Source organism: Vineibacter terrae, from assembly GCF_008039615.1.
Lineage (GTDB): Bacteria > Pseudomonadota > Alphaproteobacteria > Reyranellales > Reyranellaceae > Vineibacter > Vineibacter terrae.
On the sequence record NZ_VDUZ01000073.1, the window covers coordinates 1 to 12,710 of the forward strand.

The 12,710-nt window shown below is 68.9% G+C and carries 9 protein-coding genes; 3 read left to right on the top strand and 6 right to left on the bottom strand.

Annotation, left to right across the window (positions count from 1 at the left end):
• Nucleotides 1–159 precede the first annotated feature (159 nt).
• Complete coding sequence (locus tag FHP25_RS37690) at nucleotides 160–684, top strand: pyridoxamine 5'-phosphate oxidase family protein (RefSeq protein ID WP_147852159.1); 525 nt, start codon at nucleotides 160–162, stop codon at nucleotides 682–684.
• A 346-nt stretch (nucleotides 685–1,030) separates the two neighbouring features.
• On the opposite strand, the gene FHP25_RS37695 is transcribed toward FHP25_RS37690, so the two are convergent.
• Together FHP25_RS37695 and FHP25_RS37700 are read right to left on the bottom strand one after the other, a co-directional pair.
• Nucleotides 1,031–1,282 (bottom strand): hypothetical protein, encoded by a 252-nt coding sequence (locus tag FHP25_RS37695; protein ID WP_147852160.1) that lies wholly within the window; start codon nucleotides 1,280–1,282, stop codon nucleotides 1,031–1,033.
• 250 nt (nucleotides 1,283–1,532) lie between these two features.
• The gene (locus tag FHP25_RS37700; protein ID WP_147852161.1) at nucleotides 1,533–1,751 is read right to left on the bottom strand and encodes a hypothetical protein; all 219 of its coding nucleotides are present in this window, start codon (nucleotides 1,749–1,751) and stop codon (nucleotides 1,533–1,535) included.
• A gap of 165 nt (nucleotides 1,752–1,916) precedes the next feature.
• Between FHP25_RS37700 and FHP25_RS37705 the strand changes: the two genes are divergently transcribed.
• Both FHP25_RS37705 and glgX read left to right on the top strand, forming a co-directional pair.
• The gene (locus FHP25_RS37705) at nucleotides 1,917–2,198 is read left to right on the top strand and encodes a DUF2934 domain-containing protein (RefSeq protein WP_147852192.1); all 282 of its coding nucleotides are present in this window, start codon (nucleotides 1,917–1,919) and stop codon (nucleotides 2,196–2,198) included.
• A gap of 108 nt (nucleotides 2,199–2,306) precedes the next feature.
• Complete coding sequence (gene glgX, locus FHP25_RS37710) at nucleotides 2,307–4,511, top strand: glycogen debranching protein GlgX (RefSeq protein ID WP_408068569.1); 2,205 nt, start codon at nucleotides 2,307–2,309, stop codon at nucleotides 4,509–4,511.
• A 137-nt stretch (nucleotides 4,512–4,648) separates the two neighbouring features.
• Here the strand turns inward: glgX and FHP25_RS37715 are convergent, their stop codons facing one another.
• The 4 genes from FHP25_RS37715 to FHP25_RS37730 form a co-directional block, all read right to left on the bottom strand.
• The gene (locus FHP25_RS37715; RefSeq protein ID WP_147852163.1) at nucleotides 4,649–5,722 is read right to left on the bottom strand and encodes an aspartate-semialdehyde dehydrogenase; all 1,074 of its coding nucleotides are present in this window, start codon (nucleotides 5,720–5,722) and stop codon (nucleotides 4,649–4,651) included.
• 1,004 nt (nucleotides 5,723–6,726) lie between these two features.
• Nucleotides 6,727–8,847, bottom strand: a complete 2,121-nt coding sequence (locus tag FHP25_RS37720) for a hypothetical protein (RefSeq protein WP_147852164.1) — start codon at nucleotides 8,845–8,847, stop codon at nucleotides 6,727–6,729.
• Nucleotides 8,844–11,663: a DUF4159 domain-containing protein gene (locus FHP25_RS37725; protein ID WP_147852165.1), complete on the bottom strand. Its 2,820-nt coding sequence runs from the start codon at nucleotides 11,661–11,663 to the stop codon at nucleotides 8,844–8,846. The genes FHP25_RS37720 and FHP25_RS37725 overlap by 4 nt, the downstream gene beginning before the upstream one ends.
• A gap of 157 nt (nucleotides 11,664–11,820) precedes the next feature.
• On the bottom strand, nucleotides 11,821–12,702 hold the full coding sequence (locus tag FHP25_RS37730) for a DUF58 domain-containing protein (RefSeq protein ID WP_147852166.1): 882 nt from the start codon (nucleotides 12,700–12,702) through the stop codon (nucleotides 11,821–11,823).
• Nucleotides 12,703–12,710: the final 8 nt, after the last annotated feature.

Below are 12,710 nucleotides of genomic sequence, written 5' to 3' on the forward strand. Positions count from 1 at the left end.
CCGCTCCAGCGGCGCTCTTGCATTCCGGTAGGAAGAGCGCCGCTGGAGCGGCGCGGCCCGACCGAAATCAGCGCGCTTTCGGCGCACGCCTTGTCCCTGCGGCGCCGGCCGTGCCACGATCCGCCGAACGGCAGGTCGAACCGGCCGGGAGGAGGAAACATGGCGCGCAGCATCACCGTCGCGAAATTTCGCGACGTCGCCAACGGCTTGCAGGAAGGCCAGTTCGCGGTCGGCGAGCGGGTCAAGATCGACAGCCTGTCGGGGCTCGATCCGATCTACAAGGCGCTGCTCGATCGCCCGATCACCGTCACCCTCGGCCTGGTGGGGCCGGACGGCCGGATCGGCCTGACGCCGATGTGGTTCGACTACGAAGGCGACCACGTGCTGGTGAACACGGCGTCGCATCGCCCGAAATGCGGCTGGATCCGCAAGAACCCGCAGTTCACGATCCTGATCGTCAACCCCGACAATCCCTATCACTGGGTCCAGCTCAAATGCGCCGTCGACCATGAGGAGCGCGAATGGGAGGCGGGCGGCGAGCGCGTGACCCGGCAGCTCGACAAGATCTGGACCAAGTACACCGGCAACCCGCCGCCCTACGGGTTGCGCGATCCCGCCATCGACGAGAAGCGGGTGCTGTTCGTCTGCAACGTCGATCGCATCGCGACGTTCGGCAAGCCGTGACCAGGCTGCTTGCACGATTCAAGCCAGCCTCTCGAGGAACTGTAGGCCTTTCGCCTGACGCCGGGCGGCTGTGCGCCATGGGCGTTGGTGTCAAATATCAGTGACGCAAGGACGACGGAGAGGCAGCGTCGATGTCGGCGCTGAGATCGCCGCGCTCCGCGGGCGCTTTGCTGCGGTAGCTTTTTCGCCCGCATGTTGGGCAGGTGAAGGTCAACATCTCCCACCCCCGCTTCAGTGCCGGATGCGGCTCGCTTGTCGCGAAGACGGTTTGCTCACGGCAGTAGGCACAGGGTGGACAGTCGGACGTCATGGCCGGAATCCAGCGCTCGGCGGATTTGCGCCGCTGTCAGCGTCCGGTCGCACGGCTGACACAGCTCACTGCCAATGGCAAGCGTAGGGCGACCATTCCCTGGCGGCGCGCCGGCCCGTGTTCGGGCGCCAGCAGCCTTTCCACGGCGGCTACGGCCGTATCGATGTCGCCGCAGACGAGCTCCTGGCCGTTGATTGCAGCGACGTAGTCCGTGCCCACGAGCCTGATGGTGATGATGCCGCCGGATAGCGAATCTCCGGATGACGAATCCCCGAAAGACGATTCCATCGTGTGCTCCTGCGCGAGGACGCCGGACCGCGCGCCGCGGCGCCATTGTCTTGGCTTGGTTCTTCGAGAGGGGAGGACGCATGACGGTGTGGCAACGTCTGCCGGGCGCTCCTTGTTGCACCGACATCAAAAAGACACAGGCGGTTGGCGGTTTTGGGGGTGCGTATGCGATTGCCGCCCAGTGCTGTCCCTGCTGTCATGCCTGATTGGAATGACAGCAGGGACGGGTGGCGGCTACGTCAGGTTTCACCTAGTAGCTGCTGTAGTAGGTGCGGTTGGGATAGCTGTAGTAGGTGGTGGTGCTCGGATAATAGTAGTATCCGGGGGTCGAATAGACGACCGTGCGCGCTGGTGTCGCTGCAGGCACATACGCGACGCGTTCTGTGCTCTCGGTGCGGACCGTGCAGCCCGCAAGAACGCCAGCCAGCAGCGCCGGCAGCAGAATCAGCGACATTCGAACCGGTCTCATGACCTCCTCCATCCGACATGTGTGGAGAGAAAACGAACCGGATGAGACGGACGTTGCGAGGCAAACATGTGACAGCCACCCGCGCGGGCGCACATCGATGCCTTGCTGATGGAACTGCCGGGCATTGCTCGGCGTTGTAACGCCTCAGGCGTTCGAGAGGTGGTCATGCCGACGCGGGAAGAAAAAATCCGGGAACGCGCGCACCAGCTCTGGGAGCAGGAGGGGCGTCCCGCGGGGCAGGAGGCCCAGCACTGGGAACGCGCCAGCCGCGAGATCAATGCGGCCGAGGCGGCCTCGGATGGCCTGGGCCATCCGCGGCAGCCTCCTGAGGCGCAGGCCACCGGCTCGGCCAGCCCGCAGCAGACTCATCCGGATACTGTCTCCCGAGGCCGTAAGGCGCCGCGCCGTCCTGACGGCAAGGCGGGTGGCAAGACCCGAAAATCGTAGCGGCTTCGACAGGAACGCAGCCATCCGGCGGTGACGCGCGTCGTCCGCCGGGACGGCGACGCCTGCTGGAGGCTTTCGATCGTGGGGGGAACGATGAGCGGGTCAAACGTGTCTTCGCTGCGTGCGAGCTTGCGGGAGGGAGCGCCGTTCCCCCTGGGCGCGACGTGGGACGGGCTGGGCGTCAACTTCACCCTGTTCTCCGCCAATGCGACCAAGGTGGAGCTGTGCCTGTTCGATGCCGCCGGCACCACGGAGCTCGAGCGCATCGAGCTGCCGGAATACACAGACGAGGTCTGGCACGGCTACCTCGCGGCCGCACGGCCGGGCACGACCTACGGCTACCGGGTGCATGGCCTGTACGAACCTGATGCGGGCCATCGCTTCAACGCCAACAAACTGCTGATCGATCCTTATGCCAAGCAGCTCGTGGGCAGCCTCGCTTGGCGGCCGGAGCTGTTCGGCTATAAGCTCGATTCGCCCGACAAGGACCTGTCCTTCGACGATCGCGACAGCGCGCCCTTCGTGCCGAAATGCCGCGTGATTGATCCTGCGTTCACCTGGGGGACGGCGGCGCGACGCGCGGTGTCGTGGGAGCAGACGATCATCTACGAGATGCATGTGCGCGGCTTCACGAAGCTGCACCCGTTCATCCCGGAGGACCGGCGCGGCACGTTCGCCGGGCTCGCTGACCCGCATGTCATTGCGCATCTGAAATCGCTGGGCATCACGGCGGTGGAGCTGCTGCCGATCCATGCCTTCGTCGACGACGACTATCTTCTCAAGAAGGGGCTGCGCAACTACTGGGGCTACAATTCGATCGGCTTCTTCGCGCCCGACCCGCGCTACCTCAGCACGCCCTTCGTCAGCGAGCTCAAGGAGGCGGTGAACCAGTTCCATGCGGCCGGCATCGAGGTGATCCTCGACGTCGTCTACAATCACACCGCGGAAGGCAACGAGCTCGGACCGACCCTCTCGTTCAAGGGCATCGACAACGCCAGCTACTATCGCCTGCTGCCCGACAAGAAGCGCTTCTACATCAACGACACCGGCACCGGTAACACGGTCAATCTGAGCCATCCCCGCGTGCTGCAGATGGTGGCCGACAGCCTGCGCTACTGGGCCACCGAGATGCGGGTCGACGGCTTCCGCTTCGATCTCGCCACCATCCTGGCGCGCGAGCCCTATGGCTTCGACGAGGGCGGCGGCTTCCTCGACAGCTGCCGCCAGGATCCGATCCTCTCGCAGGCCAAGCTGATCGCCGAACCCTGGGACATCGGACCGGGCGGCTACCAGGTCGGCCGCTTTCCACCGGGCTGGGCTGAATGGAACGACAAGTTCCGCGACACGGTGCGCGCCTACTGGAAGGGGGACGACGGCATGCTGCCCGAGCTGGCGACCCGCCTGACGGGCTCGGGCGACCTCTTCAATCGCCGCGGCCGCAAGCCATGGGCCTCCGTCAACTTCATCACCGCCCATGACGGCTTCACGCTGCACGACCTCGTCTCCTACGACGCCAAGCACAACGAGGCCAACGGCGAGGACAACCGCGACGGCCACGACAACAATCACTCGTGGAACCACGGTCACGAAGGGCCGACGGACGATCCCAACATCAGGGCGCTGCGCGAGCGTACCAAGCGCAACCTGCTGGCGACGCTGCTGCTGTCGCACGGCACGCCGATGCTGCTGGCGGGCGACGAGTTCGGCCGCAGCCAGGGCGGCAACAACAACGCCTATTGCCAGGACAACGCGGTGAACTGGATCGACTGGCAAAGCCAGCCCCATGAAGGGCGCGACCTGGTCGATTTCACGCGCAAGCTGATCGCCCTGCGCAAGGCCTACCCGATCCTGCATCGCGGGCGCTTCCTCGTGGGCGAGTACAACGAGGAGCTGGATGTCCGGGACGTGACCTGGCTGTCGCCGGCCGGCGCCGAGATGACGCCCGAGCAATGGCAGGATGCCAACGCCAAGTGCCTGGGCCTCGTCCTCGACGGCCGTGCCCAGCCCAGCGGCATCAAGCGCCGCGGCGCCGACACCACGCTGCTGCTGATCCTCAATGCCTATCACGACGTGGTGAATTTCACCCTGCCGAACGTTCCCGAGGGCGACAGCTGGCAGAGCCTGATCGACACCAACGTGCCGACGCTGATCCGCCAGTCGCCGCACGCCTTCGGCGAGGTCTATGAGGTCACCGGTCGCTCCTTCCTGCTGTTCGCGCTTGAGCGTCGGCGCAAGCGCACGCGGTCCGTGCGCGCCGGCATGGCAGCCCTGCTCACGGTCGCCAACCGCCCGTTCCGCCTGGAGCAGGGCTGAGCGGCAGCATTGTCATCCCGAGCGTCAGCGAGGGATCTCCCGCGCATGGCGCACCATGCGTCCATCGCAGGAGATCCCTCGCTGCGCTCGGGATGACGGTTGGCCGCGCTACGCTCGGAATGACGCCGGTCGAACGCCTACTCCGCCGCGACGGCGACGCGCCCGGCGCCGGCGTGGCACAGCGCTTCGGCGATCTGCACGGCGTTCAGCGCCGCGCCCTTGCGCAGGTTGTCGCTGGCCACGAAGAGGGCCAGCCCGTGCTGCACCGTCGGGTCGCGGCGCACGCGGCCCACGAAGACCGGATCCTGGCCGGTCGCGGCCAGCGGGTTGGGCACATCTTCCAGCATCACCCCGGGCGCCCGGCCAAGGATTGCCAGCGCGTCGGCCACCGGCAGATCGCGTTCGAACTCGGCGTTGATGGACAGCGAGTGCCCGGTGTAGACGGGCACGCGCACGCAGGTGCCGCAGACCGGCAGCCCGGGGATCTCCAGGATCTTGCGGCTTTCGTCCCGCAGCTTGATCTCTTCCTCGGTGTAGCCGTCCTCGACGATCCGGTAGTTGAGGGGCACGACATTGCAGGCGATCGGCACCGCCCACTTCGCCGGCGGCGCGAAGGCCACGGCGCCACCATCGCGCGACAGCGCCTTGCCGGCATCGACGGCGCTGCGCACCTGCGCATCCAGCTCGCGGATGCCGGCGACGCCGGCGCCCGACACCGCCTGGTAGGTGCTGGTCACCAGCCGCTTCAATCCGGCCGCCGCATGCAGGGGCTTCAGGACCGGCATGGCCGCCATCGTGGTGCAGTTGGGGTTGGCGACGAGGCCCTTGGGAATCGACGCCAGCGCGTGCGGGTTGACCTCGGCCACCACCAGCGGCACGTCCGGATCGCTGCGCCAGGCCGACGAATTGTCGATCACGATGGCGCCTGCCGCCGCGACGCGGGGCGCGAGCTGCAGCGAGGTCGCGCCGCCGGCGGAGAAGAAGACGATATCGAGGCCGGCATAGTCGGCCGTGGCGGCGTCCTCGACCGTGATGTCCCGGTCCTGCCAGCGCAGCCGGCTACCCGCCGATCGCGCCGAGGCGAACAGGCGCAGCGAGGCCAGCGGGAAGGCGCGCTCGGCGAGGAGGGATCGCATCATCTCGCCGACCAGGCCGGTCGCGCCGACGATGCCGACATGCGGTGGGTTGGATGCGGAAAAGCGATAGCTCATGACACTGCGTCTCCTGTGTGTGCGGAGGCGCGGGAGCTGGCTTGTCTTCCTGGAAAGGCTGCCCCGCGCATCGGCGGGGCCTCTGTCCGGTGCTTGCGGCTCAGGCCACGCGCACACCCGACGACGCCCCGCACAGGCGGGTCGTTTTGCGGGTGGTTGCTTTGGTGGCCACGATGGACATTGAGTGGTTCTCTAATTCGTTCCGCGGCCGTTGTAAATGGCCCGCGCGGTGTCATCCCGCCGCACACGCATGCCGTCATCCCTCGTGGATACGACCACCCCGGGCATGATCAGCCCACCGCGCACAATGTCATCCCTCGCTGCGCTCGGGATGACAGGGCTCACAAAGGCCCCGTGCGATCGCCTGTTTTCGTTCCGATTGTCGGCCGCGGGCGCGCACCCTATAATAGCACGATGTAGCAAGCGTTCCCGCCGCCGGGGCCAACGGGCGTTTCGTCTCCCCCACGACACGGGGCAAGGCCGCCGCCGGGCCCATGCGGGCGCGGGCCGCCGCAAAGGCCCAAACGCTGTTGCTGACGCAAGCAACGTCCTCTCCAGCCGCAAGGTGATCACGTATGGCATTGGGGGCCAACCTCGCTGTCATCCTGAGCGAAGCGAAGGATCTTTCGGGCCGCCGAACCGCACGGGCGTCAGCTTCGAACACGTGCGCCGATAAGTCCTGCTCGAGCGAAACGACGGTCCAAAAGATCCTTCGCTTCGCTCAGGATGACAGAAGCGTGCTTCGCGTCCGAAGTGCCCACGCCATGGCGCAAGCGGGGGGAGGTGCTCGTCCGCATTGCAAGCGCGCGGCGCTCATGCGCGGCCATGATGGTATCAATCCTTCAAGCTGCATCGCAGGCCCCTCCGGGACACGGCGACGCCGGCATGGAAGCACGAAACCGCGCAAACGCCGCAAATTATTGGAATCGGCGCAACTGCTTGTCAGGACTATCAAAAACAATTCCTGGAACTGCGCAGGGCCATTTCGCCGCCGGTGCCGCCTACTACTTGCCCTCACGGAACCAGGCGAGCCCGATGCCCAGCAGGAAGGCGAGCGCGACGACCAGGCCGGGCAGCAGCGGGTAGCGGTTGACGCCGGTGACGGCGTAGCTCTCGTTGCGGCGCAGCCCGATCCAGGAATCGCCGTGGGCGATGCGGTTGGCCGAGACGCGGCGCACGTCGGGATCAGGCACGTCGGACAGCCAGATCATGCCGCCGCCCGAGGCATCGGCCAGCGGCTTGAGCTTGCTGGCGGTGGCGCGCACGTCGGAGAACTCCAGCGGGTCGGGATTGCCGACCGCGGCCACCGTCTTGAGCTTGCCGTCGTCGAATTTGTAGAGGCCGGGCTTGTCGACCTGGATGGTGGCGATGGCCCGCCCCGGCGCCAGCGGGTTCAGCGTGATGGTGCGGCGCGAGCCGTCCGGCGCGGTCATCTCCACCGGCGAGAACGTGTCGGCCAAGGTCTGACGCTTGATGTCGATACGCCCGCCATGGGCGTCGGCGCGCAGCGCCTCTTCCTCCAGGTCGGGCTCCTTCATCAGCCAGTGCGCGATGCGGCGCACCAGCTCGGCCTGCGGTCCGCCGCCCTCGATGCCGCGGTTCCACAGCCACAGGTGATCCGACAGGATCTGCGCCACGCGGCCCTCGCCGACGCGGTCGAGCACCACCAGCGGCTTGTCGTCGGCGCCGGCCAGTACGGTGACGCCCTTTTCCGCCCGCGCCGGCACCATGCGGAACCAGCGGCCCCAGCTCGGCTCCTGACGCTGCACGTCGGCGGGTGCGTCGATCGGCGCCGGATTGCCGGCCTGCGGCAGCTCCGCGGTCACGGGATGGCGGTCGCCCAGCGTCGTGGGCTTGGGCTTGAAGCCGCGCTCGATCACGTCGCCGGTCGGCGGCGCCGGCAGCACGGCGCCCAGCGGCGTGCGGTAGATCGAGCGCTGCGTGGCGTAGACCGGTCCCACCGACAGCAGCAGCGCGCCGCCGCCGCGCACATAGTTGGCGATGTTGCCGAAATACTCGCGCGTGATGATCGAGCCGGTCTCGTAGCGGTCGAACACGATCAGGTCGAATTCCTTGAGCTTCAGGTCGAACAGCTCGCGCATCGGGAACTGGATCAGCGACAGCTCGCGGGTGGGCGTGAAATCGTCCTTCGAGGGCGTGCGCAGGATGGTAAAGTGCACCAGGTCGACCGCCGGGTCACCCTTGAGCAGGTTGCGCCAGGCACGCTCGCCGGGATAGGGCTCGCCCGAGACAAGCAGCACCCGCAGCCGGTCGCGCACGCCGTTGACGACGAACAGCGCCCGGTTGTTCTCCATCGTGAGCTCGTGCGTGCCGGCGGCAACCTCGACCTGCACGACATTGGCGCCGCCGTTGGCCACGGGGATCTCGACCTCGATGGTGCGGCCGATCGGGGCGTTCAACCGCAGCGGCGGATCGCTGCCGACGGTGATGCTGACCGGCGCCGGGCCCTTGGCATCGGGGGCCGAGTCCTCGACCCGGAACTTGGCGGTGACGCTCTTGCCCACGACGCCGAATTTCGGCGTCTGCTCCAGCACCAGCAGGCGGTCCGCCTCGTTCTTGCGGCCGCTCAGCAGCACATGCGTGGGGGCCGTGGCCAGCTCGGGCGGAATCGGGTTGGGCACGTCGTGCACCTGCCCGTCGGTGAGCAGGATCACGCCGGCGAGCCGCTCGCGCGGGATGTCGACCAGGGCGTTGCGCAGGGTGCCGATCAGGCGCGTGCCGCCCAGGCTTTCGCTGCCCAGCTTCAGGCTGTTGGGCGGCAGCACCACCTCGCGCACCTCCAGCCCTTCCAGCGTGCCCAGGCGCTTGCGCAGGGCTTCGCGGGCGGCGGTGATCTGGGCGCGGCGATCGTTGATCGACTGGCTGTCGCTGTCGTCGACCACGATCAGGGCGACATCGTCGATGCCGCGGCGCACCTCCTCGACCAGCGACGGGTTGGCCAGCGCCGCCAGCACGACGGCGACGGCGGCGATGCGCCAGAGCACGCCCGTCGCGCGCCGGGCCAGGCCGGCGATGCCGATGGCGATGCCGATCACGCCGAAGAGAAGCAGCACTTCCCACGGCAGCAGCGGATCGAAGGCGATGCTGGCAGCGCTGGAGGTCATCGCCGCAGCCTCTGCATGATGTCGTTGAGATGAACGGCGTCGTCCTTGTAGTTGCCGGTGAGGGCATACATCACCAGGTTGACGCCGAAGCGGAACGCCATCTCGCGCTGGTTCTCACCGCCGGGCGCCACCGGGAACATGCCGCGCCCGGCCGACTCCATGGCCCAGGCGCCGGCATAGTCGTTGGCGCCGACGATGATGGCGGCCACGCCGTCATTGATGCGGCCGTTGCCGGCCTCGATCCACAGGCGGCCGCCGGCCCAGCGTCCCGGCATGTCGGACAGCAGGTAGAACGATTTGCTCAGCACGTGGTCCTGCGGCATGGCGACCAGCGGCGGCACGTCGACGGTGCGCAGCAGGCGCTTGAGGTCGGCATTGGTGCCGCCGCGGCCCAGGGTGATGTGCTGGTCACGGGTGTCGAGGAACAGGATGCCGCCCGACTTCATATGGCGGTCGATGTTGGCCGCGGCCGCCACCGACGGCGCCGGCTGGTCGGGCGTGATCGGCCAGTAGACGAACGGATAGAGCCGCAAATCGTCCTTCTCGAGGTCGACGCCGATCGGGTCGCCGGGCTCGACCGAGGTGCGGGCGCGCAGGATCTCGCCCAGGCCTTCGAGGCCGGCGCGGCTGACCTCGTCGACCTCGCGGTTGCCGGTGATGACATAGGCCAGCCGGGTCTCCAGCGTGGCGCGCAGGAGCGCGTCGTCGCCCGGCTTGGGCTGGGTGGGCGTGGCCGCGGGCGGCGGCGACGGCGGCTGTTGCTGTGGCCGCTGCTGCGTCGGCGGCGCCTTGGGCTGCGGCTGCTGCGCCTGCACGTCGCCGGGCGAGACGGCGATGGCCAGGCCGACGGCGATCACGATCGCGCCCGCAGCGCGTCCCAGCCGTCGCCCCGGCAGGGGCAGCAGGCCGCGCAGCAGCAGCGCGATCACGAAATCGAGCAGCAGCAGGATCAGCGCGGCCGCCAGGAACCAGCGGCTGAGGTCGGTCTCGCCTTCCTCGGACAGGCGATCGGTCGCGACGCCGCTGGGCAGGCTGCCGAGCACGGCGGGTGGGTCGACGCGGCCGCCGAGGTTGAACGCCACCTGCGCCGACTGGTCGCCGTAGAGGCCGGGTGGGGTCACGGGCCGCGGCCGGAAGGTCTGCATCGCATCCGGCGGCAGGGGCAGGGTGCCCAGCGGCGGCGCCCCCAGCTTGCCGAAGCCGTCCAATGCCCGCCACGGCTTGAGCTGCTGCGCCGTGCCCTCGCCGGCGACGCCGCGGCTGAGCTGCACCAGGCGCTGCAGCATGTCGACGAACAGGCCCGAGAGCGCGAGGTTGCTCCAGCCGGTGTTGGCGGTCGTGTGGATCAGCACCAGGTAGCCCTGGCCGCGCTTCTCGCCGGTCACCAGCGGCGTGCCGTCGGTGAGCCGCGCCCAGGTCTTGTCGCCGACATCGGGGCCGGGCTCGGCCAGCACCTGCTGCTGGATGCGCACGTCAGGGGGAATGGTCAGGCCGGCGAACGGACTGGTGGCCGGGAACTCGGCCAGGGCGGCGGGCTGGCCCCAGCTCATGGCGCCGCCCAGCGCGCGGTCACCCTGGCGCAGCTTGACCGGCACCAGCTCATCCTCGCTGGCGGCCAGGCGCGGCCCGGCGAAGCGCACCAGGATGCCGCCCTTCTCGATCCAATCGTTCAGGGCGGCGCGATCGTCGGACCCCGGCGATGCGTTGTCGGGCACCAGGATGATCGCCATGCGCTGGCCCAGCAGGGCGGTGCGGTCGCCGATGGTGATCGCGGCGTAGGGCTCCAGCGCCCGCTCGAGGAAGAACACCTCCTGCAGCAGCGGCTGGCCGCTGGCGGTCTGGCTTTCGCCCATGATGCCCACCGGCCGGCGGCGGAAGCGCTCGTCGAGCAGCACGGCGGCGCCGGCGCTCGACTGGCCTTCGATGTCCAGCCGCGCGATGCGGTTGCGCAGCTCGGTGGGGGTGTCGATGGTCGCCGCCGCCTCGGTGGCGGTGGGCGCGAAGTCGAGCATGGTGCGGGCCACGATGGCGCCGCGGTCGTCCGAGCCCTGCACGGCGATGCGGCGCGGGCCGTCGCCCGCGGCACGCAAGGCCTTGACCTTCAGCTCGCGGCCGCCGGCTTCCGGCTGCAGCAGGGTAAGCGCGATGCGCGACGATTCCGGTCGGATGACCTCGAGCGAGCCCAGCTTCAGCGCCCGCTCCGCCGCCGCCTGCAGGTCCTTGCTGTCCAGGCCGTCGCTCAGCCACACCACATGCGCCGGCGTGGGCAGGTTCAGCTTCTGCAGCGCCGCGACAGCGGCGGCGCGATCGGTCGGCCAGGGCTTGGGCTTGAGCGCCCGGATGGCGGCGCGCGCCTCCTCGGGACGCAGCAGCCCGTGCTTGGGCTGCACGTCGTCCAGCGCCGCCGGCGCCGTCGACTGGATCGCCACCGGCCGGTTGGCCCGCTCGGCGCGCTCGGTCAGCCGCTCGGCGTGGCGCTGCATCACGCTCCAGTTCGGCGCCGAGGCCCAGCCGTCGTCGATCAGCAGCACCAGCGGCCCTTGTCCGCCCAGCTCCGCCGCCGGGTTCAGCAGCGGCCGGGCCAGCGCCACGATCAGCAGGGTCACCAGCAGCAGGCGCAGCAGCAGCAGCCACAGCGGGATGCGCACCGGCGTGCGCTCCGGCGGCTCCAGCCCCAGCAGCAGGCGGATCGCGGGAAAGCGCACCAGCTTGGGCGCCGGCGGCAGCAGGCGCAGCAGCCAGTAGATCACCGGCAGCGCCACCAGCAGCGACAGCATCCACGGCGTGGCAAACGCCAGAGCGCCCAGGCTCAGCATGGCAAGACCCCCTCCCCCACGCAGTGGGGGAGGTGGCCGAAGGCCGGAGGGGGAGCCGACGTGGTCATTGTTACCAGGACCACGTCAGCTCCCCTCCGCCCCTTCGGGGCACCTCCCCACTGCGTGGGGAGGAAACGCAATGTTCCTTCCCGGCCCATCACCGCCTCCCCGTGTCGGCCATCGCCATGTACAGCGACAGCAGGGCGGTCTCGGGCGGCCGGTCGGTACGGTGCGCCCGCCAGGTCCAGCCGACCGACTGGGCGATGCGGGCCAGGCCTTCCTTCTGCGCCACCAGGCGCGCGTGATAGGCGTCGCGGACGGCTTCGACCTTCCGGATGGTGTGGTCGCCCTCGTGCTCCAGGCCGGAGAATTTCACGTGGCCATCATACGGCAGATCCTCTTCCGCCGGGTCGAGCACCTGCAGGAGGTGGCCATGCACGCCATGCGCGGCATAGTGGCGCACGACGGCCTCCAGCGACTCCAGCGGATCGAGCAGGTCACCGATGAGCACCACATGCCCGTGAGCCGGCAGCGGGACCTGGGGTGGCACGCTGGCATTGGCGCCCAGCACGGCACTTTCGGTCAGCGCGTTCACCAGCCGGCGCGGCACGCCGCGGCCCGAGGCCGGGCGGTCGCCGCCGCCCAGCAGGGCCACCCGCTCGCCGGCATCGACCAGCAGCGTGGCCAGCGCCAGCAGCATGACCTCGGCCCGCATCTTCTTCGTCGGCACGCTGCGGCCCGAGCTGAAATCCATCGACGGCGAGCCGTCGCGCCACAGCCAGACGCTGGCCGCGGCTTCCCATTCGGTCTCGCGGACATAGACGGCGCGGCTTTTGGCGGTCTGGCGCCAGTCGATGCGGTTGATGGCATCACCCGGCCGGTACTGACGGAACTGCCAGAACGCATCGCCTTGCCCAACGCGGCGCCGTCCATGCACGCCCTGCATGACGGTCGTGGCCACGCGCTGGGCTGCCACCAGCAATGGCGGCAATGCCGATGCAAGGCGGGCAGCATCGGTCAGCGTGGGGGTAACAACCATGGTGCTGT

Coding starts and splice junctions, on each gene's coding strand:
- FHP25_RS37690 (WP_147852159.1), top strand. CDS start 160: ATGGCGCGCAGCATCACCGTCGCGAAATTTCGCGACGTCGCCAACGGC.
- FHP25_RS37695 (WP_147852160.1), bottom strand. CDS start 1,282: ATGGAATCGTCTTTCGGGGATTCGTCATCCGGAGATTCGCTATCCGGC.
- FHP25_RS37700 (WP_147852161.1), bottom strand. CDS start 1,751: ATGAGACCGGTTCGAATGTCGCTGATTCTGCTGCCGGCGCTGCTGGCT.
- FHP25_RS37705 (WP_147852192.1), top strand. CDS start 1,917: ATGCCGACGCGGGAAGAAAAAATCCGGGAACGCGCGCACCAGCTCTGG.
- FHP25_RS37715 (WP_147852163.1), bottom strand. CDS start 5,722: ATGAGCTATCGCTTTTCCGCATCCAACCCACCGCATGTCGGCATCGTC.
- FHP25_RS37720 (WP_147852164.1), bottom strand. CDS start 8,847: ATGACCTCCAGCGCTGCCAGCATCGCCTTCGATCCGCTGCTGCCGTGG.
- FHP25_RS37725 (WP_147852165.1), bottom strand. CDS start 11,663: ATGCTGAGCCTGGGCGCTCTGGCGTTTGCCACGCCGTGGATGCTGTCG.
- FHP25_RS37730 (WP_147852166.1), bottom strand. CDS start 12,702: ATGGTTGTTACCCCCACGCTGACCGATGCTGCCCGCCTTGCATCGGCA.